The sequence below is a fragment of the uncultured Tenacibaculum sp. genome (assembly GCF_947502995.1).
GTDB lineage: Bacteria > Bacteroidota > Bacteroidia > Flavobacteriales > Flavobacteriaceae > Polaribacter.
Genome location: NZ_CANNBW010000005.1, coordinates 174,059 through 197,304, shown reverse-complemented (window position 1 = coordinate 197,304; position 23,246 = coordinate 174,059). Strand labels below are relative to the sequence as shown.

The window sequence follows — 23,246 nt, the reverse complement described above, 5'->3', positions numbered from 1 at the left end:
AGAGAAGTTAAGCCCATTAGCGCCGATGGTACTGCCACTGGTGGGAGAGTAGGTCGTCGCCTTTCTTTTAAACAAAAATCCGATTAGAATTATCTAATCGGATTTTTTTATATACAATATCTACTTAAAAAAATATTAAAACCTAACAGTATTTCCTTTAGAGATATTAAAACATCCCAAAGATCTAATTATAAATACAATTATACTTTAGTCTGCTCTAAACAATAATTTAACGAAATCGTTAGATTACTTAATTTTAATGTAATACAGTTCGGAAAACGTATTCGTATTATTGATTTCATAATTTTGATAGCTTTTTTTTAATAATTATTTTATTCTTTTTTTTAAGCTATTCATTAACTTTATAAGTGAACTTTTAATGCCTCCGTAATGAAAATACTTCACACAAGTTTTGAATGTTATCCAATAGCTAAAGTAGGTGGTCTAGCAGACGTTGTTGGAGCCTTACCTAAATATCAGAGAGATCTTAAAGCTGATTCTATCGTTGTAATGCCATATTACAAGAATTCTTTTGTTCAAAAACAAAAATTAAAACAAATCAGTAATGGAAAAATAGAGCTTAATGATAAAAGTTATGATTATAACATACTAAAGTTTACTTCAAAGAAAATAGCTTTTGAGTTATTTGTTATCCAAATTGATAACCTTTTAGATACTGAAGCTGTTTACGGATATGAAGACGAAACTCAAAGATATCTTGGTTTTCAATTAGCATTATTAGATTGGATTATAAATGATGAATTAGAATTTGATGTTATTCATTGTCATGATCATCATACTTCTTTAATTCCTTTCTTTATTAATTATTGCAATAGTTTTAAATCATTAGAAAAAACACCAACAGTATTAACTATTCATAATGCGCAATATCAAGGAAACTTTTCTCATGAGAGATTAGACCTTTTACCTAAATTTGATTTTTCTAATGTTGGTTTATTAGATTGGTATGGATCAGTTAACCCTCTTGCAGCAGGAATTAAATGTGCTTCAAGAGTAAATACTGTATCTCCATCCTATATGGAGGAGTTGAAAGAACAAGCAAATGGACTAGAAGGATTATTACGAAGTGAAAGTGAAAAGTGTGTTGGGATTTTAAATGGAATAGATACTGTAATATGGAATCCTGAAACTGATAAAATGTTAAAGAAGAATTATAAATCTACAAATGCTGTTTCTGGGAAAAAAGCTAATAAAAAAGAGATTTGTGATAAATACGGATTTGATATTAATTTACCTCTATTTGGTTTTATAGGAAGATTGGTTGGAGAAAAATCAGCAGATTTACTTCCACAAGCAATAAAAGAGGCTATTGAAAAACATGGAGATATTAATATTTTTGTTTTAGGTTCTGGTCACGAACATATAGAAGAAGAATTAATAGAACTTAAAGAATTATATAAAGGTAATTTTAATGCTCATATCGGGTATGACGAAGAATTATCTCATTTGGTTTATGCTGGTTCAGATTTCTTATTAATGCCATCTAGAGTTGAACCATGTGGTTTAAATCAAATGTATTCGTTACGATATGGAACTATTCCAATAGTGAGGAGAACTGGTGGATTAAAAGATACAGTAATCGATATTGGAGATGGTGGTTTTGGAATTTGTCATGATCAAGCTTCAGTATGGGATATTTGTTATTCTATTAAAAGAGCAGTAGAACTGTACAACGACACTAAAACATTCAGAAAAATTCAGAAACAAATAATGAAAATAGATCATTCTTGGACTAAATCTGCTCAAGAATATTTAGATCTATATAAATCAATTTAACCTACCTACATGATTAACAAAAAAGTTCTCGCAATTATTTTAGGAGGAGGACAAGGAACAAGATTATCTCCTCTTACAGACAGACGTTCAAAGCCAGCAGTATCTATCGCTGGAAAATACAGATTAGTAGATATTCCAATATCCAATTGTATTCATTGTGATATTAAAAGAATGTTTGTCCTAACGCAGTTTAATTCTGCTTCTTTAAATAGGCATATAAAAAACACCTATACTTTTAGCACTTTCAGCGAGGCTTTTGTCGATATAATGGCTGCAGAGCAAACTCCAGAAAATAAAACTTGGTTTCAAGGTACAGCTGATGCAGTACGTCAATCAATGCACCATATTTTAAATCATGAATTTGAATATGTTTTAATTTTATCTGGAGATCAATTATATCAAATGGATTTCGATGATATGTTAGAAAAACATATCAGTAAAAAAGCAGAAATTAGTATTGCAACTTTACCAGTTAATGCTAAAGATGCTACTGGATTTGGTATCTTAAAAACAGATGAAGAAGATTATATAACTTCATTCGTAGAAAAACCATCAGCAGATGCACTTCCTGGTTGGGAGTCTGAAGTTGATGATGAAATGAAGGATGAAGACAGACATTATCTAGCTTCTATGGGAATTTATATTTTCAATAGAGATTTATTAGTAGAATTAATGTCTAATCCAGATACAATTGATTTTGGAAAAGAAATTATTCCAGATTCTATTGGAAAGAATACAGTGTTAGCATATCAATACAAAGGATATTGGACAGATATTGGAACGATTGCTTCTTTCTTCGAAGCAAATATTGGACTTACTGATGAAGTTCCAAAATTCGATTTATTTAATACTTCAAAAAACGTATTAACTCGTCCGAGAATATTACCACCATCTAAAATTTATGGAACTAGATTGAATAAAGCTATGATTGCAGACGGATGCATTATTAATGCAAATACAATTGAAAACTCTGTAATAGGAATTCGTTCAAGAATTGGAAAAGGAAGTGAAATCAATAATACTTATATGATTGGAGCTAATCTTTATCAAGATATAGATGAGATAGAGAAAGATAAAAAAGAAGGTGTTCCATATATAGGTGTTGGAGATAATTGTACCATTGAAAATGCAATTATTGATAAAGATGCTAGAATTGGAAATGACGTAGTAATAAAAGGAGGAAAACATCTTAAAGATGTTACAGAAGATGCTTATGTAATTAAAGATGGAATTGTAGTGATTCGTAGAAGAGCTGTAATCCCTCACGGATTTAAATTACAATAAGTTTTAGGACATCATATTTTATGAGTAAAGTTATAGCGTATAGTTTATTTTCAGATTTTGATATTAATTTATTTAAAGCAGGTAAACATTTCCGATTGTATGAGAAGTTAGGTTCTCATATTATCGAAGTAGATGGAGTAGAAGGAACATATTTTGCTGTTTGGGCTCCGTCGGCTAAATCTGTTTCAGTAGTTGGAGATTTTAATTATTGGACAGATCAAGAGTATGTTTTAAATGTTCGTTGGGATGCTTCTGGTATTTGGGAGGGTTTTATTCCTAAAGTAGGAAAAGGGAATTTATATAAGTATAAAATTCATTCTCATAACGATGGAATTGTTACAGAGAAAGCAGATCCTTATGCTAGAAGATGTGAACATCCACCTAAAACCGCTTCAGTGGTCTGGGATGATCCTTATACATGGGATGATACCAAATGGATGAAGAAAAGAAAAAAGCATAACGCAGTCGATGCTCCATATTCTGTTTATGAAGTTCATTTAGGTTCTTGGAAAAAAAAGTTTAACGATAATAATAGATCATTATCTTATGTAGAATTGGCCAATGAATTAGTAAACTACGTAAAAGAAATGCAGTTTACGCATGTTGAGTTAATGCCTGTTATGGAATATCCATATGATCCTTCTTGGGGATATCAAATCACTGGATATTTCGCACCAACTTCACGATTCGGTTATCCTGAAGATTTTAAGTTTCTAATAGACAAATTTCATCAGAATGATATTGGTGTAATTTTAGATTGGGTTCCGTCGCATTTTCCTGAAGATGATCATGGCTTAGGTTTCTTCGATGGTTCTCATTTGTATGAACATCCAGATCGAAGAAAAGGATATCATCCTGATTGGAAAAGTTTAATTTTTAATTATGGAAGAAACGAAGTGAAAAGTTTCTTGATTAGTAATGCGATTTTTTGGTTAGATCAATACCATGTTGATGGTTTACGCGTAGATGCTGTTGCATCGATGATTTTCTTAGATTATTCTAGAAATTATGGAGAATGGGAACCAAATATGTTTGGTGGAAACGAATATTTAGAAGCCATAGATTTCTTAAAAGAATTGAATGAAGAAGTTTATGCTAGTTTTCCAGATGTACAAACGATTGCGGAAGAGTCTACTGCATTTCCAAAAATATCGAGACCAACATACCTTGGCGGATTAGGTTTTGGTATGAAATGGATGATGGGATGGATGCACGATTCGCTTAAATATTTCAAAAAAGAACCAATCTATAGAAAACATCATCAAAACGATTTAACGTTTAGTATGACCTATGCTTTTACTGAAAACTTTATGTTGCCATTATCTCACGATGAAGTCGTATATGGAAAACAAAGTATAATTGGTAGAATGCCAGGTGATGAATGGCAAAAGTTCGCAAATCTAAGATTACTGTATAGTTACATGTACACACATCCAGGGAGTAAACTGTTATTTATGGGTGGAGAATTTGGTCAACATACAGAATGGAATTTTGAAGGAAGTTTAGATTGGTACATACTAGAATACGATTTCCATAAAGGAGCACAAGATTTAGTTCGTGATTTAAATATTCTATATAAGAAGTATCCGGCTTTACATGAAAAGCAATTTGAGCATGATGGCTTTGAATGGATAGCTCATGACGATCATGAAAACTCAGTTTTGAGTTATATCAGAAAAGGAAAGTCAGCTGAGGATATTTTAATTACAGTATGTAATATGACTCCTATTCCTAGAGAAAACTATAGAATTGGACTACCTAAAAAAGGAAAACTAGTTCAAGTTTTTAATAGTGATTATAAAAAATATGGAGGTAGTGGTATTTCCAACAAAAAAAGTATAAAAATCGAACAATTAAATTGGAATAGCAGAGAACATTCTTGCGAAATTACAGTTCCTCCATTAGCAACTGTAATTTTTAAAATTGAAGCTTAATTTTAATCAAACGATTTCGTAAAAAAAGTAATACGATAAGTTCTTTAATTCAGGCATAAGTCGTTTTTTTATAACAGAATACAAGTACAACCCATCAAAATTGAAGTATTATGATTATTAATACAGAGTTAGAAAACAAAGGAAATCTTTTCCCCGGAAAAATAAATTCATTCTCTCAAGATGTAGACAAAATCTACTTCAAAACAGAAAACGGAGTAATACTACAAGTTACCGTAATTCGTGGAAGTGTAATTCGATTTAGATACGCGACAGATAATAACTTTGAGAATGATTTCTCCTATGCTATCAGTGAAGATGGAGTTCGAGGCTACAGTAAATTAGAAGTCGAAGAACACGATACTTGTTATAAAATTATTACCATCAAGGTAATTATTCAGATAGATAAAGAAAGTTTAAAAACTTCGATATACGATATTCATGGAAACGTAATCTGTAAAGATGATTGGGGTTTCCATTGGGAACAAAGCTATGAGTACGGTGGAAATATTGTAAAAATGAGTAAATCTGCTCCACAAGGAGAATGCTATTATGGTTTGGGAGACAAACCAATGCATTTGAATTTGAAAGGAAAAAGAATTGAAAATTGGGCAACAGATCAATATGCTTTTGGTAAAGACCAAGATCCACTATATAAAAGTGTTCCTTTTTACTTAGGAATGTACGAAGAAAGAGCGTACGGAATTTTCTTCGACAATACATTTAAAACATTTTTTGACTTTTGTCACGAACGTAGAAATGTAACTAGCTTTTGGGCACACGGAGGAGAAATGAATTATTATTTCTTCTACGGTCCAGATATGCAAGAAGTAATTACAAAATATACCGATTTAACAGGTAAACCTGAGTTACCACCGTTGTGGGCTTTAGGATATCATCAATGTAAATGGAGTTATTATCCAGAAGCAAAAGTTAAAGAAGTTACTAGTAAATTCAGAGAATTAAGAATTCCATGTGATGGTATTTATTTAGATATCGATTATATGGATGGTTTCAGATGTTTTACTTGGAATAAAGATTATTTTCCAGATCCTAAACGTATGGTTGCTGAACTTGCAGAAGACGGATTTAAAACGATTGTGATTATAGATCCAGGAATTAAAATCGATGATGATTATTGGGTGTATAATGAAGCCATGGAAAATGATTATTTCTGTAAACGAGCAGATGGTCCTTACATGCGTGGTAAAGTTTGGCCAGGAGAATGTTTCTTTCCAGATTTTACAAATCCGAAAGTAAGAACTTGGTGGGCAGGATTATTCAAAGAATTAATAGATGAAATCGGAGTAAAAGGTGTTTGGAATGATATGAACGAACCAGCTGTAATGGAAGTTCCAGGAAAAACATTCCCAAATGATGTTCGTCATAATTATGATGGAAATCATTGTAGTCATAGAAAAGCACATAATATTTATGGAACACAAATGGCTCGTGCAACTTACGAAGGTGTAAAAAAATATGCATATCCTAAGCGTCCGTTTATCATAACACGTTCTGCTTATTCTGGAGCACAACGTTTTACTTCATCATGGACAGGAGATAATATCGCTACTTGGGAACATTTATGGATTGCCAATATTCAAGCACAGCGAATGAGTATGAGTGGTATGTCGTTCACAGGAAGTGATATTGGTGGTTTTGCGGAGCATCCAACAGGAGAATTATATGCTAGATGGATTCAATTAGGAGTTTTCCATCCGTTTTGTAGAACACACTCTTCAGGAGATCATGGAAATCAAGAACCTTGGACTTTTGGGGAAGAAGTGATCGACGTTACTCGTAAATATGTAGAATTACGATACCAATTATTACCTTATTTATATACCATGTTTTGGGAATATGCCGAGTTCGGAATTCCAATGTTAAAACCATTAGTGTTATTCGATCAGCACGATCCTCAAACACATTATAGAACAGATGAATTTGTTTTTGGAAATCAGATTTTAGTTTGTCCTATTCAAGAACCAAACGCTAAGGGAAGAAGAATGTATATTCCTCGTGGACATTGGTACAATTACTGGACTAGAGAATATGTTACTGGTGGATTAGAAAAATGGGTTGATGCAGATTTAGACATTATTCCAATTTTTATCAAAGAAGGCGCTATAATTCCTAAATATCCAGTGCAACAATATGTTGGTGAAAAAACTATAGATGAACTAAAACTTGAAGTGTATTTTAAACTAGGAGAAAAAGAAGTTTCTAAAGTTTACGAAGATGCTCAAGATGGTTACGATTACACTAAAGGACGTTATAGTTTACGAACATTTACATTTACAGGTAAAGAGAATGAAGTAATTATTCAACAACATGTAGATGGAACTTTTGTTACGGAATATGAAACTATGGAGTTCGAAATTATTGGTTTACCTTTTGAAATTAAAGAAGTAGAAATCGATAATGTAGATATAGATTTAAAAAAGGTATTGAGTAAAACAAAGCCAAATACATTAATAATTCCAAAGAATTTTACAGAAATACATATCGAAGGATAAAAGCTGACATTTAACAGCTTGCTTTATTAAATTTAGACTAATTTTGCCCAAAATTAGAATATGAATAAAGCTATTTATATCGCTGCAAGTGGAGCGAATTCAGGAAAATCGATGCTAAGTTTAGGTTTAATGCAACTGTTGTTGCGTAATAAACCTAAGGTCGGATATTTTCGTCCGATAATTGATAATCCTGTCGATGGTAAAAAAGATAATCACGTAAATACAATTGTTAATTATTTCAATTTAAAATGTGATTATGAAGATACCTACGCTTTCACAAGATCTGAGTTATTAGATTTATTAAATGATGATAAAGAAGATGAAGTCATTAATTTAATTCTTCGCAAGTACAAAAAACTAGAAGAAAAAAATGACTTCGTTATTGTAGAAGGAACTGATTTTTCAGATCACGGTGCGATTATAGAAATGGATTTAAATGTATTAATCGCTAAAAACTTAGGAATTCCTGTAATTATTGTTTCTGGTGGAATAGATAAATCACTAGAAGAATTTATTCAAGGTTTACGATTAACTTACGATTCTTTCAGTAATAAAGAAGTAGAAGTAATTGCAGTAATTGCTAATAAAGTTCAAGAGAAAAATGTAGATTTAATTATTGATGGAATAGGAGAGAATTTACCTAAGTCGTTATTAATTAACGCGATTCCAATCAATAGTAAATTAAATAATCCAACGATTTACGAAATTTCAAAAGCACTAGATGCAGAAGTTGTTTTCGGAGAAGAATTGTTAGATGCTACAACTGGTGAAATAAAAGTAGGAGCAATGCAATTAGCTCACTTTTTAAATCACTTAACAGATGAATGCGTTGTAATTACACCTTCAGATCGTTCTGATATTTTATTAGGAACATTACAAGCAAATATTTCAAATCGATATCCGTCAATCTCAGGAATTATTCTTACAGGTGATTTAGAGTTAAGTCCGTCAGTAATAGAATTAATTACCGGTTTAGAAAGAATTGTTCCGATTTTAAAAGTAAAAGGAGGAACCTTCGGAATCGCATCTAGATTAGGAGCAATTCGTTCTCACATCTACGCAGAAAATAAAAACAAAATCAAATTATCGATCAATACTTTTGAAAAGTATGTAGATATTGAAACATTAAGTGATAAATTAATCACTTACAAAGGAACAAATGTGTTAACACCAAGAATGTTCCAATACAACTTATTCAAAAGAGCAAAACAAGTTAAAAAGCATATTGTTCTACCAGAAGGAAACGATGATAGAATTTTAACAGCAGCGGCGCAATTACAAAAATTAGATATCGTTGATTTAACGATTTTAGGAAAACGAGTTAATGTAGAAGCAGCTGTAAAGCGTTTACAACTTTCTTTTGATTTTGATAAAACACAAATTATAAATCCAAGTACTTCAGAATATTTTGAAGATTTCGCAAATACACTTTACGAATTAAGAAAACATAAAGGATTGAGTCCGGCTATGGCAGAAGATTTAATGGCTGATGTTTCTTATTTCGGAACTATGATGGTGTATAAAGGTTTAGCTGACGGAATGGTTTCTGGAGCTGCTCACACTACACAACATACAATTAAACCATCGTTACAGTTCGTAAAAACTAAACCAGGTTTTTCTGTAGTATCTTCAATTTTCTTTATGTGTTTAGAAGATCGTGTTTCTGTATTTGGAGACTGTGCTATTAATCCGAATCCAACTTCAGAACAATTAGCAGAAATAGCAATTTCATCAGCAGATTCAAGTATAGCTTTTGGAATTGATCCGAAAATAGCAATGCTTTCTTATTCTTCAGGAAGTTCAGGAAAAGGAGAAGATGTAGATACCGTTAGAGAAGCTACAGAAATTGTAAAACGTAAGCGACCAGATTTAAAAGTAGAAGGTCCAATTCAATACGATGCAGCTGTAGATCCTACCGTTGGAAAGAAAAAATTACCAAATTCTGAAGTAGCGGGACAAGCAAACGTATTAATTTTTCCAGATTTAAATACAGGAAATAACACATACAAAGCGGTACAACGTGAAACTGGAGCTTTAGCAATTGGACCAATGTTGCAAGGTTTAAATAAACCAGTTAACGATTTAAGTAGAGGATGTACAATCGAAGATATTTACAACACAATTATCCTAACAGCGATACAAGCTCAAGAATAGATTAAAAACAGCACATGAAAGTATTAGTTATCAATTCAGGAAGTTCATCAATTAAGTATCAACTTTTTGATATGCCGGAAGAAAAAGTAATTTGTTCAGGATTAATTGAAAGAATAGGATTAGAAGAAGGAGCAGTTCATTACGAATCTGAAGAAAATTCAATTAAAGAAACGATACAGATTGAAAATCATAAAGTTGGTTTAGAGAAAGTCGTTTCGTTATTACTAGATACTAAAGTAGGTGTAATTTCTTCTACTGATGAAATTGAAGTTGTTGGTCATAGAGTTGTTCATGGAGGAAGTTCTTTTACTAAAACTACAGAAGTAACTGGGGAAGTTAAAATAGAAATAGAAAGTTTATTTTCTTTAGCTCCACAACACAACCCGGCAAATTTAGAAGGAGTTAATGTTGCCGAAGCAATTTTTACAAAAGCAAAACAAGTAGCAGTTTTCGATACAGCTTTTCATCAAACTATCCCAGAAAAAGCATTTACGTATGCAATTCCGAAGCAGTTTTTAACAGATAATAAAATTCGTTTATACGGATTTCATGGAACAAGTCATAAATATGTTTCAGAAAAAGCCAATGCATATTTACAAACATCAAATTCTAAATTAATCACAGTTCATTTAGGAAATGGTTGTAGTATTTCTGCTGTAGAAAACGGACAAAGTATCGATCATAGTTTAGGTTTTGGTCCGGTTACAGGTTTAGTCATGGGAACTCGAAGTGGAGATATCGATCATACTTTAATTTTCTATTTGGTAAATACTTTAGGCTATGATGTAAACGAAGTAAATACTTTGTTACAGAAAGAAAGCGGAATGTTCGGTTTAACAGGTTACAGTGATTTACGTGATATTGAAGCTGAAGCTGAAAAAGGAAATGTAGCTTGTCAATTAGCATTAGATATTAATACGTATCGTATAAAAAAATATATTGGCTCTTACATTGCAGCAATGAATGGTGTTGATGCTATTGTATTTACAGCAGGAATTGGAGAGAATTCTTCATTAATCAGAGAAAAAGTTTGTACTGACTTAGAGTTCTTCGGAATAGAAATAGACACAAACAAGAATAATATTAGAGCTAAAAAACTTACTGAAATACATTCAGATAATTCTAAAGTAAAATTATTAGTAATTCCTACAAACGAAGAAGTAGAAATAGCGAAGCAATCGTATGGTTTGTAGATAGTACATGTATTTTTTATAAAAAGCATAGAAAACTAATAAAACAGAGGAATTTGTTTTTTTGTTTAATCGATTATGAAAGAGTAGGAGAGTACAATAATCCTGTAATTTAAATTGTAAATGAAAATTGAAACACAAAAAACAATAATAAAGTTAAGTAAATTTAAAATTACTTTATTAATACTTGCGTCATTTGGATTTGTATCTATTGGTTTCTGGCTGTGGATGTTTGGAGGAGCTAATATTAATATAGATACCTTGTTGACGAAAGTAGCTGGTTCGTTATCTATTATTTTTTTTGGAATGACAGGAATTTATGGTTTTGTAAAAATTTTTGATAGCAAACCTGGGTTAATTATTAGCCAATATGGAATAATGGATAATTCAAATATAATAGGAGATCATTTTATCAAATGTATCGATATTGTCAGTTTTGATATAATCCAAGTTAAAAGCACAAAGTTTTTATTGATTTTTGTTAAGAATCCAAACAAATATACAGATCAAGTAAATAGGTTTAAACGATTTTTAATGAAAACCAATGAAAAGATGTATGGAACACCATTCATTATATCATCTAATTCACTTAGTTGTAATTTTGATGAATTGATTAAAATAATTGATGAAAAAATTAAGAAGTCTGATGAATAATTATCTTGATATTCATTTATTCGAGTAGTAAATGATAAATACTTTTCATACTACCTTCAAAAATAATATGTAACATTTTTTTATTCCTGCATCTAAAGGGAAATCAAAAACTTTTAAAAATGAAAAATGTTATTTTATTATGTATCGCATTTGTGTTTTCTGTATCAATTTATGCACAAGATGAAAATCAACCTATTCATGTAAAAGTCACAGGAAAAGGAAATCCTGTTATACTGATTCCTGGTTTTACAGTTCCAGGAGATATATGGAATCCCTTAGTGAAAAAGCTAGAAAATAATTATGAATGTCATACTGTAACGTTAGCTGGTTTTGTAGGAAAAGCGTCTATTAAATTTCCTTGGTTACCAAAAGTTAATCAATCTCTTAAGAATTATATAGTCAAAAATGATTTACAAAATACGACTATAATTGGTCATAGTTTAGGAGGTACAATTGCTACTTGGCTTGCTGTACAAAAAGAAATAAAACTTTCTAAAATTATAGTTGTTGATGCACTTCCTGCTTCTTGCGCACTAATGATTCCTAATTTTAATCCAGAAAATTTGGTATATGAGAGTCCATATAACAAACAGCAATTAGCAATGGACGATACTGCTTTTGCACAATTAGCTGCTGGAATGTCAAAAGGTATGAGTCTTAAAATTTCGGCTCAAGAACAAATTAAGAATTGGATTTTACAAGCAGACCGAAAAACTTATGTATACGGATATACTGATTATCTTAAACTAGATCTTAGAGAAGATTTAAAAAACATTTCAATACCGGTTTCTATAATAGTAGCTTCAAAACCTTATGGAGCAGAAATGGTGAAGCAAACGTATAAGAATCAATATAAAAATTTAAAAAACTATAATTTTATTTTAGCTGAAAATAGCGCCCATTTTATAATGCTAGATCAACCATCTTGGTTTTTAGAACAAGTACAAATGATTTTATCATCTAAATAAATGAATACAGAACAAGAGTTTACCAAAACCTATAATGAATTCGCTCCGAAAGTACATCGGTTATGCTTGGGGTACGCTTCTGGTAACAGTGAACTTGCCAACGAGTGGTTACAAGAAACTTTTATAAAGGTTTGGAAACATAGAAAAACATTTAAAGGTAAATCTTCTATTGATACTTGGATATATCGCATTGCAGTAAATGTATGTTTAGGAGATTTACGTAAAATCAATAAAAATATTCCTATAAATGAAAACGTATTATCTGATCATACCAACGATGATAACACTAATAATACTGAAAAAAATATTAAGCAAATGTATCATTGCATTGATAAACTCAATGAACAAAATAGAGCACTAATATTGTTAGAACTCGAAAATATACCACAAGCTACAATTGCTGAAACTGTAGGTTTAGCTCATGGAACATTGCGAACACGTTTAAGCCGTATTCGAAAATCACTTTTAAAATGCATCAAAAATGGAAAATGATAACTTAGATAAATTATGGGAGATTCAAGCTGATCATAGCTCAAATATTACTCCTCAAAATATAATAGCAAAAGCTAAAAAACAACGTAACGGACAATACATTAATATTACAGTAATGTCTTTAACTGTTATAGTATTAATTATATACGCTTTTTATTATGCGTTTCATCAATGGAATACTTTTAATTTAGGTTTAGTTCTTATGATAAGTAGTCTTATTTTCCGAGTTGTTTTAGAGTTTTTCTCGTTGTATCGTAAAGAAAAACAATTGATTTCAATGCCTCAAAAATTATATTATGCTTATTTGAAAAAGTATTATAAAACGAGATTGTTAGTAAACTATATTGTAACGCCTATTTGTGTTGCAGTTTATATATTCGGTTTTTATTTATTATTACCATACTTTAAGCAAAAATTTTCTAGTGCTTTTTATAATTACATTTTAATTTCTGGTATTCTTTCTCTTGCTGTTGTAATAGTTATTATAATTAAAGGAATTGTTAAGGAACATCGATTTTTAAAACAAATACAGGTATAATAAAAAGTTAGTACCTTTAAATACTATTGTAAAAAGGAAACTGAAAAGATCAGTAAAAAACGCTACATTTTAAGTTTAGGTTTTTAAGAATTTGATCATATCATAATTGAAAATATTTATATAGTGAATAATGTTTAGTGAAGTAGTACAACTTATTAGAGAAGTAATTGAAATTTCAGATGAACAAGCTAAAATAGTTGAAGATTGTATTCCTATTAAAAACTTTGGAAAGGGAACAATTTTATTAAAAGAAGGTCAAGTTTCTAAAGAATCGTATCAAAATTTATCTGGACTAGTTCGTAAATATTATATTATTGAGGGCACTGAAGTTACAACCAATTTTTATGAGGAAGGAAGTTCTATAGCTTCATTTACAAGTTTACATCAAAAGACGCCTGCTAAACATTATCTTGAATGTATTGAAGATTGTAAACTTGCTATTCTAAATAAAGATAAAGAGCTAGAACTTATTAAAAAAGTACCTAAATATGAAACTTTGTGTAGAACTTCTGTAGAAGAAGAATTAGGTAAACAAGATGATTCTCTAGCATCCTATTTAATATCATCACCAGAGCAACGTTATTTATCGCTACTAAAAGAGAAACCAAAATTAATAAATAGAGTTCCTTTATATTATTTAGCTAGTTATATTGGGGTAAAACCCGAATCTTTAAGTAGAATTAGAAAAAGAATCATGAATAATACATGAAAATAACTATTACCAATATTCAAATATTTTTGAAATTTTTCCTTGCTTAAACTCAAAAAGAGTTACTTGTTGTTCTCCAGCTTTAACACCTTCTTCGTTTTTTATGATGTACTTTCTTTCAATAATGACAACATTTAAACCAATGATTTTATTTTCTACTTTAATAGCTACAATCTCGCCATTATATTGTCCGCTTTTTTGATTTTTAACATAACCATTATATAAATCTTTTCTAGAATAAATTCCGCCATATTTCGGATGTACATATGTGAAATCATCTGTAAAGAGTTCAAATATTTTGTCAATGTCCTGTATTGTAGAACCCTTCTGAAAGGTTTTAAGATTTAAGTCATAATATTTCTTAACCATTATTTCTAATGAATCTTTATGAGAATTAGTTACATTTTGAGCTTTAGTTTGGTGTATTGTGAAAAGGTTAATTACAATAAATATGAATATTTTAGTAAGAGATTGCATAATTGATTAGAATTAAAATTTAATAAAGATGAATTTGGTTTAGTAAGCATTTGGCTATAAAAAAGCTTAAAACAATAAGTAGCAAATTATAAAAGTAGTTTAAAGCTTTTTTGTGTGTTGTATATACAAGTTGATATCTTTTAAAAACAGCAACTATACTTCCCATGATTATAAACCAAGTAGTTAAAAAAAAGGATAGTTTTTTATTGATGAATAAACCAGCCAAATCGTGTAGAAATCCTGAAACCGCAAAAGTTAATACGATTGCTATATAGTAATTACAGATAGTTTTTAGAGGTTTAAATACATATCGATTAAGGTAATAATTCCATATAGGATTCCAGTGCTTCCAGAAGAGGTCAAAAGATGTTGCTCCCAAAGATTTCTTCAACATATTACTTAACGATCTTGAATGTCCAAGTGGAACTCCATTTCGTTTTTTTACATAATTTTTTAAAGAAATCATAGTCTAAAAGTTTTCTTAGAAAATCCTTTAAAAATTAGCCATAATGTAAAAGAGAGTTCACCAATTACTGCTGTAAAAACTACCATAGTTTCAAAATAGAATTTGTAATCATTGTAATTAGCGAAGTATAGTTTTGAAAAGCAATCAATGAAATATCCAATAGCAGCTGCAATTAAAAAGTAGCCAATAAACCTTGGTATGTAACTAGATTTAAGTATTAAATAACTTAATACAAGCAAGTGAGCAGCAAAAAATAATAAACCAATAGTCCATAATTTATCAAACCATAACAACAAGTCAAATACTTTGGTTTCTAACTGTATAGAATATGTAGCGTTACAGGTTAAGTTATAAATCTTAGATAATTGGAATAAAGCAACAATAAAAAATACAGCATGAAAGCCTCTAAAAATTGAAGCAATATGTGATAATGTTTTATGAATTGGTTTGGTAACTTTAAACAACGACCAAACTAAAAGAATGTCTGAAATGATCATGATTAGAAACACGATTAACCCGTTTTTAAACTGGTCAGGATTATTAATCATGTTTCCTATTGTTTCTGAACTTTTATTTGAATCAATTAAAGTTTCAAGAATTATAAAATTTGCATAAAAGCCAGAAATAAAAATGAACACATAAGCTATCCCAGAAATTTTCAAGAATGTTTTCATTGTATTGTATTTAAAATCAATACAAAATTATTGTGATTTAAAAAGTTATAAATTGACTTCGGTTAAGAAATAGATGATTTTTTACTAACTTTAGTTAAAAGATGATCTTATAAAATCATATTAAAAGATGTAATATTATGGAAGAAGTAAAAAAGTTTATTACTGATATTTATCCAATGAATAGTTCAGATTGGAACTTTTTTTCATCTAAACTTCAGAAAGAAAAACTAACAAAAAATACAGTTCTTACTAAAAAAGGTAGAGTTGAAAATTACTTGTCATTTATTTCTAAAGGTATAGTGAGGTTGTATATTCCTCAAGAAGAGAACGATTTAACTTTTGGTTTTGTGTTTGAGAATGAATTTGTTACTGCTTACGATTCATTTATAACTCAACTTCCTTCTAATTATCAAATAGAAACATTAACTCCTACAGCTTTATGGAAGATATCGTATAAAGATCTTCATGAAGTATATGAAAAAACTGAAAGCGGAAATTTTATAGGAAGAACAATGGCTGAGAATATGTTTTTAATTAAATCTAAAAGGGAAATTTCATTACTGAATGAAACTGCTGAAGAACGTTATTTAAACTTATTTCAAGAACGTCCAAATTTGATAAAACAAATTCCATTAAAGTATATCGCTTCATATATTGGTGTTACACCTCAAGCTTTAAGTAGAATACGTAAGCGAATTACTTAACTTGGATTCATTGTTAGCTCTAAAATCATTTATCAATTTTGTAAATGAATTTAAAAAGAAGCAAATATGAAACCATTAATAATACTTGTATCAAGTTTTGTAATAACAATTTTCTTAATGAAAATTTTCAAAGACAATTACAATTTTACGCTTTCAGCACGAATAGCAATGTCTATCATGTTATGTTTTACAGCGATTGGTCATTTCGTTTTTACTGATGGAATGACAATGATGATTCCAAAGTTTATTCCATTTAAAACAAATTTTGTTTATCTAACAGGACTTTTTGAAATCCTTCTAGCAATTGGTTTACTTATTCCAAAACTAAAAGTAATTAGTGGATGGACTTTAATAGTTTTTCTAATATTAATGTTACCAGCAAATATTTATGCTTCTATACATAATATCAATTACCAAAAAGGAACATTAGATGGTCATGGTTTATCTTATCTTTGGTTTAGAGTTCCTTTACAATTATTATTTATTGTTTGGACATATTTAAGTACAATTCGAATTTTTTAAGGAAATAAGAGAAAGACAGATTAATAATAAACTAAGCAATAATACACATCAGTATTTTACTCAATACCTAAATATTCTTTTGCTTTTTCAGGATCGAAATGACTTCTTTTAAACGGATGCGCTTCTGTGTTGAAAACATAATCATTAAAATCAAATTGATCTTTATCAGCAACAGCTACATAAAAATATTTTAAAGTTTCTGCATAAAAGAATGTTGCTAAATAATCTTTTTTCTCCATAGTACTTACATTTTCTATGGAGTGAAAAGCAACATCGTTTCTACAACATAATTTTAAATCATTCCAATACTTGTAAATCATATTGATATATTTTTCTTTACCCGTAATTTGATGCAAATAATAAGCAGATTCAATAATTTCTGGATTCAATTCTGAATTTGCATATTCAATAGCGTCTTTTTCATATAAATATCGAGTAGGAAGTAAGCCGTATTTATTCCAAATCCAATCCCAAGTTTTCATGTTTTTTTCGGCATTTTCAAGATCACCATGCAATGCTTGTACTGCTGGAAAAAATGCATCGTAAAGTGAAACCGATCTTTTTACAACTTCGCCAGTATGCATATTTACACAAGTATAAAAGCGTTTACCGTTATAATCTTCTGCTAAATATTTATTGATTTTCCCTAAACTATATTCCCAAATTTCTTTAATTTCAGGATCAGGAAATAAAAAGTTACTCTTAAACATGTATTCATAATATGAATCTACACCGGCTTGTAAATAATGCCAATTGTTCGTCCATTTTCCAGATTCAACATCGATAAAATCTCCTGGAAGACCAATTTCAGATTTTCTATTGAATACTGCTTTAGTAGCTTTTTTTGCAGCTTGGTAATATTTAGGGTCTTTAGCATAGTAACTTAAAATTCCAAATTCGAAAAGATAAGTAGCAGCCTGAGCAACATTAACTACATTTCCTTTTCCTTCACCTTGATTTCCTGATGTTTTTCCTGTTTTTAAATTTACAGAATGATAAGGCATTCCTGTAGGAGAGTTAAAGGCAGGTAATAATCGGTCTGCAAAATCTATTGCTTTTTCTAATATTTTCGGATTTTGAGTATGATCGTAAATTGCTAATAATCCGCCTAAAATTCGAATATTAACTTCAAAAACTTGAACATAAACATCCTGATTCCAGTCTTTAGATAATGCGTATTCTTCTATTTCTTTTGCTTCTTTCGTTAATCCCATTACAGCTAGCGTACTATAGGCATCAAAAGGAGAAATTCCTAAAGATTCTTTGTACCAATTGTAACCCGATTTAGATAATGGTAATAGAACATCGTAACCCCAAGCATATTTTTTATAAGCTTCCCAAGATCGTAATGTTTCAGATTTTATTTCTTCAGCAGTATAACTTTGTATTGTATCGTTTTTTGAAACTGAAGTTTTAAGTTCTTTCTTTTCTGTTTTTGTTGAAGTATTACAAGAAAGAAATAATAGTAAGCTAAAAAAGAATAAGAATCTCATTTGGTACATTTCTCTGGTTGATTCCTACGAATTTAGGAAATAAAAAACAGATGAAATGAAATGAGATTCTTATCAAGTTAGTCAAAACAATTCACACATTTATAGAGTATTATTGTTTTGTTTGTTATCACAATTGTTAGATGTCAAATCGATCTAAGTTCATTACTTTAGTCCAAGCTTTCACAAAGTCTTTTACAAATTTTTCTTTTGCATCTTCACTAGCATAAACTTCTGAGATCGCTCTTAATTCTGAATTAGAACCGAAGATTAAATCAGCTCTAGTGGCAGTCCACTTTACTTCGTTTGTAGCTCTATCTTTAATATTGAAAAGATCTTTTTTATCTGAGGTAGCTTCCCATTTGTATTGCATACTTAATAAATTTACAAAGAATTCATTAGTTAATGTTCCAGGAGTTGAGGTCATAATTCCAATATTAGAACCATTATAATTCGCGTTTAAAGCTCTCATTCCACCTATTAAAACGGTCATTTCTGGAGCAGATAAAGTCAATAGTTGAGCTTTGTCTACCAATAATTGTTCAGCAGATAAAGTATAATCTGTTTTCTGGTAATTTCTAAATCCGTCAGCCATTGGTTCTAAAACAGCCATTCCTTCAACATTAGTTTGCTCTTGCGTAGCGTCAGCTCTTCCTGATGTAAAAGGAACTTTAACATCAACTCCTGCTTTTTTTGCTGCATTTTCAATAGCAACATTACCACCTAGCACAATTAAATCTGCAATAGAAACTTTTTTGTTGCCTTTATTAAATTCTTGTTGAATTTTCTCATATACTCCTAATACTCTTTTTAATTGAGCAGGATTGTTAGATTCCCAGTTAACTTGTGGTTCTAAACGAATTCTTGCTCCGTTTGCACCACCACGTCTATCAGAATTTCTATATGTAGAAGCAGAAGCCCAAGCAGTTGAAACTAATTCACCAGTTGTTAAATCAGAAGCTTCAATTTTAGATTTTAAATTGTTAATGTCAGCAGTTGTGATCGTTGAAGAATTTTCAGCTGAAATAGGATCTTGCCATACAAAATCTTCTTTAGGAATTTCTGGACCTAAATATGTTGATTTTGGTCCCATATCTCTGTGTGTTAATTTAAACCAAGCACGAGCAAAAGCTTCATCAAACTCTTTTGGATTTTCATAAAAACGACGAGAGATTTTTTCGTACACAGGATCTTTAATTAAAGCAACATCTGTAACTAACATTGTTGGATTATGGAATTTAGTTTTATCAAATGCATCTGGAAATTTAATTACAGAATTCTTTGCTTCAAACTGATGTGCTCCACCTGGACTTTTAGATAATACCCATTCGTTTTCAAATAATGTTTTGAAATATCCTTGACTCCATTTATCTGGTGTTACCGTCCAAATCACTTCTAATCCAGAAGTAATAGCATCTTTACCTTTTCCAGATTTATAATCACTTTTCCAACCTAAACCTTGTTCTTCAATTCCTGCTCCTTCTGGAGAAGCAGCTAAATGATCTCCACCAGCTTGTCCGTGAGTTTTACCTAATGTATGTCCACCAGCAATTAAAGCTACAGTTTCTTCATCATTCATTCCCATTCTTCCGAAAGTAATACGAATATCTTTTGCAGAAGCAATCGGATCTGGATTTCCATTTGGTCCTTCAGGATTCACATAAATTAATCCCATTTGAACAGCTGCTAAAGGTTTTTCTAATTCTCCGTCTTTATAACGTTCATCATTAGCTAACCATTCTGTTTCAGAACCAAAATATACATTTGTTTGAGGTTCCCAAGTATCTTCTCTACCACCAGCAAAACCAATAGTTCTAAATCCAGATTTTTCTAAAGCAACATTTCCAGCTAAAATCATTAAATCTGCCCAAGAAATTTTCTGTCCGTATTTTTGTTTTACTGGCCAAAGTAATCTTCTTGCTTTATCTAAGTTAGCATTATCTGGCCAACTGTTTTGTGGTGCAAAACGTTGTCTTCCTTCTCTTGTTCCACCTCTTCCATCACCTGTTCTGTAAGTTCCAGCACTATGCCAAGCCATACGAATGAATAAACCACCGTATGTACCGTAATCTGCCGGCCACCAATCTTTAGAATCTTTTAAAGTTTTAGCAATGTCTTCTTTTAAAGCGAAGTAGTCTAAGCTTTCAAATTCTTTCTTATAATCAAAGTTTCCTAATGGATTTGATAATGAAGAATTTTGTCTTAAAACAGTTAAGTCTAAATTGTTTCGCCACCAATCTTTAGTTGTTTTTCCTTCTCCTTTAATGGTCATACCAGTAGATGGAGTTTTACCAAATCCAAAAGGACAACTTCCGCCTTCTTTAGTTCCTTCTTTACTGTCGTTAGCTGTATTACACGATACTAAAAACATAAGGAACATTCCTGTAAAAAAATGTAGTTTCATATTTATTCGATTAATTAAGAGGTTACAAAGTAAGAGGATCATTTTTATTCATAAAAACGATATTTGTGTATCTAATATCTACAATGTAAATATTGTGTTATATTTGCTTCATTATGAATATACAACAATTTCAGTACGTATTAGCTGTGGTCGATTTAAAAAATTTTGAAGCTGCGGCAGAGAAATGTTTTGTAACTCAATCTACGTTGAGTACGATGATTGGAAGGTTTGAAAAAGAAATCGGAATTAAAATTTTTAATAGAAAAACCAAGCCTGTTTCAATTACAGTGGAAGGTGAAGAAATTATAAAACGATTACGAATATTAGCAAGTGAAGTTGATGCTTTAAATAATTTAGTTCAGGAATTAAAAGGTGAAATGATCGGAGAATTAAAGATTGGAATTATTCCAACTGTTGCTCCGTATTTACTTCCCTTATTTTTAACAAATTTTGCTGAAGCTTTTCCGAAAGTAAAAATTATCGTTCGCGAAATGACAACAAGTGAAATTCAAAAAGCTTTAAAAATAAGAAGTATTGATGTTGGAGTTTTAGCGCTTCCTCTAGAAGACGATATGCTGAATGAAGTAGATTTATATTCTGAACCTTTTGTTTTATATGATTGTAGTGAAGGAGATATTACAAATAAGATTTCTGTAAATGATATTGATTATTCTAAGCTTTGCCTTTTACAAGAAGGTCATTGTTTAAGAACACAAGTACAACGAATTTGTGATTTGTCTGATCAATATACAAATCGAGATGAAAACTTTGAGTTTGAATCTGGTTCTATGGATAGCTTATTGAGAATAACAAGAGCGAGAAAAGGAATGACAATTCTCCCATATTTAGCAACTAAAGATTTGTCTCCTGATATAAAACAAAGATTGGTTGAATTTGATAAGCCGATTCCTGTTCGAAAAGTAGGTTTAGTTACGCATAAGTTTTTTGTAAAAAAGAAATTATTATCAGAATTAAAATTACTGATTCAGAATTCTGTAATTGAACACTTACCGCAAAAAGAGAGTGAATATAAAATTTTAAAACCCTTGTAAAAAAACACAAGGGTTCATATTATTTTAAGTCAAGCTTGATAAGAATATTCCAACACTTTTACCAAACTCAAAGCTGTAGTTTTGTTTTTGTAAAGCAGATTCTATTGCGCTCAATGTAGCTACAATATCACTTTTAGTAATGGCTCCCATATGACCAATTCTAAAGTATTTGGTTTTAATTTCTGCATGTAAACCACCAGCTAAAATTACTCCGTATTCAGAAATATCTTTTCTAAATGAGTTTCCATCAATTCCTTCAGGATAATAAATCGCAGTCATTGTATTAGCGGCAATATCGTTAGTCTTAGGAACTAACTGTAAACCGATAGCTTGTACAGCTTTTCTAAATGCTTTTGCATATGTAATATGAGTTGCTACTCTATTTTCAATTCCTTCTGTATTGATTAAATCTAAACTTACTTCTAAAGCACGAATTAAATTTACCGAAGGTGTACCAAAATATGAAGGTCTTCTTTCTTCGTAAGCCTGCATAATAGGCAACCAATTTGTAAAACTTCCATAATAGTTTTGTACAGGAGTTGTTCTATTTTTCCAAACGTTTATTGCTTTTTCTGAAGCAACTAATAAAGCCAAACCAGGAGGAACTCCAATTGCCTTTTGAGAACCAGTTAATACTACATCAATTCCCCAAGTTTCTTGTTGTGTTTCTTCTCCAGCCGTAGCACAAACTCCATCGACAATGCTTAGTGTATTATATTGCTGAGCTAATGCAGCAATCGCTTTAGGATCTGTTAAAACTCCGGTTGAGGTATCAACATGAGTAATAGTTAATAATTTGTAATCTTTAGAAGATAATTCTGCTTCAATTTTATCTAAAGAAACCGTTTCACCAATTTCAGCTTGAAGTACAGTTACGTTCGCACCATACGTTGCTAAAATATTTTTATAACGTTCTCCAAAATATCCTGTTGAAATTACTAATGCATTATCACCAGATTCGATAAGATTACTTACTGCCATATCCATAGCTAAAGTTCCACTACCAGCAATAATAAATGGCTGACCTTTTGGAGCTAACCAAATTTTACGCATTAACTCTAGTGAGTTACCAAAACTTTCTATAAAATTAGGAGCAATATGACTGGTAGTTACTTCTCCCATAGTTCTTAATACTGCAGGATCTACTTCAATTGGTCCTGGTATCATCAATAGTTTTCTATTTTTCATGAAAAAATGATATAGTAATTACAACGATTTCGTTGT

General features: G+C 30.5%; 20 protein-coding genes. 14 read left to right on the top strand and 6 right to left on the bottom strand.

The features are described 5' to 3' along the window. Positions 1–390 precede the first annotated feature (390 nt). From Q1A46_RS05865 to Q1A46_RS05815, 11 genes are all read left to right on the top strand, one after another. Positions 391–1,797 (top strand): glycogen synthase, encoded by a 1,407-nt coding sequence (locus Q1A46_RS05865; RefSeq protein WP_299675218.1) that lies wholly within the window; start codon positions 391–393, stop codon positions 1,795–1,797. A 9-nt stretch (positions 1,798–1,806) separates the two neighbouring features. Beyond that, complete coding sequence (locus Q1A46_RS05860; RefSeq protein ID WP_299675215.1) at positions 1,807–3,081, top strand: glucose-1-phosphate adenylyltransferase; 1,275 nt, start codon at positions 1,807–1,809, stop codon at positions 3,079–3,081. 20 nt (positions 3,082–3,101) lie between these two features. Further along, on the top strand, positions 3,102–5,015 hold the full coding sequence (gene glgB / locus Q1A46_RS05855) for a 1,4-alpha-glucan branching protein GlgB (RefSeq protein WP_299675213.1): 1,914 nt from the start codon (positions 3,102–3,104) through the stop codon (positions 5,013–5,015). 110 nt (positions 5,016–5,125) lie between these two features. Then, complete coding sequence (locus tag Q1A46_RS05850; RefSeq protein WP_299675210.1) at positions 5,126–7,528, top strand: glycoside hydrolase family 31 protein; 2,403 nt, start codon at positions 5,126–5,128, stop codon at positions 7,526–7,528. A 60-nt stretch (positions 7,529–7,588) separates the two neighbouring features. Then, the gene (gene pta / locus Q1A46_RS05845) at positions 7,589–9,682 is read left to right on the top strand and encodes a phosphate acetyltransferase (protein WP_299675207.1); all 2,094 of its coding nucleotides are present in this window, start codon (positions 7,589–7,591) and stop codon (positions 9,680–9,682) included. Positions 9,683–9,696: 14 nt separating this feature from the next. Then, positions 9,697–10,875, top strand: coding sequence for an acetate/propionate family kinase (locus Q1A46_RS05840; protein WP_299675204.1), 1,179 nt, complete (start codon positions 9,697–9,699; stop codon positions 10,873–10,875). A 120-nt stretch (positions 10,876–10,995) separates the two neighbouring features. Next, on the top strand, positions 10,996–11,526 hold the full coding sequence (locus tag Q1A46_RS05835) for an STM3941 family protein (RefSeq protein WP_299675201.1): 531 nt from the start codon (positions 10,996–10,998) through the stop codon (positions 11,524–11,526). A 119-nt stretch (positions 11,527–11,645) separates the two neighbouring features. After that, positions 11,646–12,494, top strand: a complete 849-nt coding sequence (locus Q1A46_RS05830; protein ID WP_299675198.1) for an alpha/beta fold hydrolase — start codon at positions 11,646–11,648, stop codon at positions 12,492–12,494. Continuing rightward, positions 12,495–12,986, top strand: a complete 492-nt coding sequence (locus tag Q1A46_RS05825) for an RNA polymerase sigma factor (protein WP_299675195.1) — start codon at positions 12,495–12,497, stop codon at positions 12,984–12,986. It begins immediately after the preceding gene. After that, positions 12,976–13,524 (top strand): hypothetical protein, encoded by a 549-nt coding sequence (locus tag Q1A46_RS05820; protein ID WP_299675192.1) that lies wholly within the window; start codon positions 12,976–12,978, stop codon positions 13,522–13,524. Before Q1A46_RS05825 ends, Q1A46_RS05820 begins: the two co-directional genes overlap by 11 nt. Before the next feature lie 130 nt (positions 13,525–13,654). After that, the gene (locus Q1A46_RS05815; RefSeq protein WP_299675189.1) at positions 13,655–14,233 is read left to right on the top strand and encodes a Crp/Fnr family transcriptional regulator; all 579 of its coding nucleotides are present in this window, start codon (positions 13,655–13,657) and stop codon (positions 14,231–14,233) included. A 9-nt stretch (positions 14,234–14,242) separates the two neighbouring features. On the opposite strand, the gene Q1A46_RS05810 is transcribed toward Q1A46_RS05815, so the two are convergent. From Q1A46_RS05810 to Q1A46_RS05800, 3 genes are read right to left on the bottom strand one after another with little or no spacing between them, the layout of a single operon-like run. Further along, complete coding sequence (locus Q1A46_RS05810; RefSeq protein ID WP_299675186.1) at positions 14,243–14,710, bottom strand: nuclear transport factor 2 family protein; 468 nt, start codon at positions 14,708–14,710, stop codon at positions 14,243–14,245. Positions 14,711–14,729: 19 nt separating this feature from the next. Then, complete coding sequence (locus Q1A46_RS05805; protein ID WP_299675182.1) at positions 14,730–15,176, bottom strand: MBOAT family O-acyltransferase; 447 nt, start codon at positions 15,174–15,176, stop codon at positions 14,730–14,732. Then, positions 15,173–15,850 carry a DUF4386 domain-containing protein gene (locus tag Q1A46_RS05800; RefSeq protein ID WP_299675179.1) on the bottom strand — a complete coding sequence of 226 codons (678 nt, stop codon included), beginning with the start codon at positions 15,848–15,850 and terminating at the stop codon, positions 15,173–15,175. Before Q1A46_RS05800 ends, Q1A46_RS05805 begins: the two co-directional genes overlap by 4 nt. A 137-nt stretch (positions 15,851–15,987) precedes the next feature. On the opposite strand from Q1A46_RS05800, the gene Q1A46_RS05795 reads away from it, so the two are divergent. Together Q1A46_RS05795 and Q1A46_RS05790 are read left to right on the top strand one after the other, a co-directional pair. Next, positions 15,988–16,554: a Crp/Fnr family transcriptional regulator gene (locus Q1A46_RS05795; RefSeq protein ID WP_299626179.1), complete on the top strand. Its 567-nt coding sequence runs from the start codon at positions 15,988–15,990 to the stop codon at positions 16,552–16,554. A 117-nt stretch (positions 16,555–16,671) separates the two neighbouring features. After that, positions 16,672–17,076 (top strand): hypothetical protein, encoded by a 405-nt coding sequence (locus tag Q1A46_RS05790; protein ID WP_306420508.1) that lies wholly within the window; start codon positions 16,672–16,674, stop codon positions 17,074–17,076. A 56-nt stretch (positions 17,077–17,132) separates the two neighbouring features. Here Q1A46_RS05790 and Q1A46_RS05785 read toward each other — a convergent pair whose 3' ends face one another. Together Q1A46_RS05785 and katG are read right to left on the bottom strand one after the other, a co-directional pair. Then, on the bottom strand, positions 17,133–18,569 hold the full coding sequence (locus tag Q1A46_RS05785; protein ID WP_299675173.1) for a glycoside hydrolase family 47 protein: 1,437 nt from the start codon (positions 18,567–18,569) through the stop codon (positions 17,133–17,135). A 136-nt stretch (positions 18,570–18,705) separates the two neighbouring features. Then, on the bottom strand, positions 18,706–20,970 hold the full coding sequence (gene katG / locus Q1A46_RS05780) for a catalase/peroxidase HPI (protein ID WP_373456498.1): 2,265 nt from the start codon (positions 20,968–20,970) through the stop codon (positions 18,706–18,708). Positions 20,971–21,083: 113 nt separating this feature from the next. Here katG and Q1A46_RS05775 point away from each other — a divergent pair, with 113 nt between their 5' ends. Continuing rightward, entirely contained in the window at positions 21,084–22,022 is a 939-nt protein-coding gene (locus tag Q1A46_RS05775) for a hydrogen peroxide-inducible genes activator (RefSeq protein ID WP_299675170.1), read from the top strand. A 24-nt stretch (positions 22,023–22,046) separates the two neighbouring features. On the opposite strand, the gene Q1A46_RS05770 is transcribed toward Q1A46_RS05775, so the two are convergent. Further along, positions 22,047–23,210 carry an alanine--glyoxylate aminotransferase family protein gene (locus Q1A46_RS05770; protein ID WP_299675167.1) on the bottom strand — a complete coding sequence of 388 codons (1,164 nt, stop codon included), beginning with the start codon at positions 23,208–23,210 and terminating at the stop codon, positions 22,047–22,049. Positions 23,211–23,246 lie beyond the last annotated feature (36 nt).

Coding starts and splice junctions, on each gene's coding strand:
- Q1A46_RS05810 (WP_299675186.1), bottom strand. CDS start 14,710: ATGCAATCTCTTACTAAAATATTCATATTTATTGTAATTAACCTTTTC.
- Q1A46_RS05840 (WP_299675204.1), top strand. CDS start 9,697: ATGAAAGTATTAGTTATCAATTCAGGAAGTTCATCAATTAAGTATCAA.
- Q1A46_RS05825 (WP_299675195.1), top strand. CDS start 12,495: ATGAATACAGAACAAGAGTTTACCAAAACCTATAATGAATTCGCTCCG.
- Q1A46_RS05775 (WP_299675170.1), top strand. CDS start 21,084: ATGAATATACAACAATTTCAGTACGTATTAGCTGTGGTCGATTTAAAA.
- Q1A46_RS05835 (WP_299675201.1), top strand. CDS start 10,996: ATGAAAATTGAAACACAAAAAACAATAATAAAGTTAAGTAAATTTAAA.
- Q1A46_RS05815 (WP_299675189.1), top strand. CDS start 13,655: ATGTTTAGTGAAGTAGTACAACTTATTAGAGAAGTAATTGAAATTTCA.
- Q1A46_RS05790 (WP_306420508.1), top strand. CDS start 16,672: ATGAAAATTTTCAAAGACAATTACAATTTTACGCTTTCAGCACGAATA.
- Q1A46_RS05860 (WP_299675215.1), top strand. CDS start 1,807: ATGATTAACAAAAAAGTTCTCGCAATTATTTTAGGAGGAGGACAAGGA.
- Q1A46_RS05800 (WP_299675179.1), bottom strand. CDS start 15,850: ATGAAAACATTCTTGAAAATTTCTGGGATAGCTTATGTGTTCATTTTT.
- glgB (WP_299675213.1), top strand. CDS start 3,102: ATGAGTAAAGTTATAGCGTATAGTTTATTTTCAGATTTTGATATTAAT.
- pta (WP_299675207.1), top strand. CDS start 7,589: ATGAATAAAGCTATTTATATCGCTGCAAGTGGAGCGAATTCAGGAAAA.
- Q1A46_RS05820 (WP_299675192.1), top strand. CDS start 12,976: ATGGAAAATGATAACTTAGATAAATTATGGGAGATTCAAGCTGATCAT.
- Q1A46_RS05805 (WP_299675182.1), bottom strand. CDS start 15,176: ATGATTTCTTTAAAAAATTATGTAAAAAAACGAAATGGAGTTCCACTT.
- Q1A46_RS05795 (WP_299626179.1), top strand. CDS start 15,988: ATGGAAGAAGTAAAAAAGTTTATTACTGATATTTATCCAATGAATAGT.
- Q1A46_RS05785 (WP_299675173.1), bottom strand. CDS start 18,569: ATGAGATTCTTATTCTTTTTTAGCTTACTATTATTTCTTTCTTGTAAT.
- Q1A46_RS05830 (WP_299675198.1), top strand. CDS start 11,646: ATGAAAAATGTTATTTTATTATGTATCGCATTTGTGTTTTCTGTATCA.
- katG (WP_373456498.1), bottom strand. CDS start 20,970: ATGAAACTACATTTTTTTACAGGAATGTTCCTTATGTTTTTAGTATCG.
- Q1A46_RS05770 (WP_299675167.1), bottom strand. CDS start 23,210: ATGAAAAATAGAAAACTATTGATGATACCAGGACCAATTGAAGTAGAT.
- Q1A46_RS05850 (WP_299675210.1), top strand. CDS start 5,126: ATGATTATTAATACAGAGTTAGAAAACAAAGGAAATCTTTTCCCCGGA.
- Q1A46_RS05865 (WP_299675218.1), top strand. CDS start 391: ATGAAAATACTTCACACAAGTTTTGAATGTTATCCAATAGCTAAAGTA.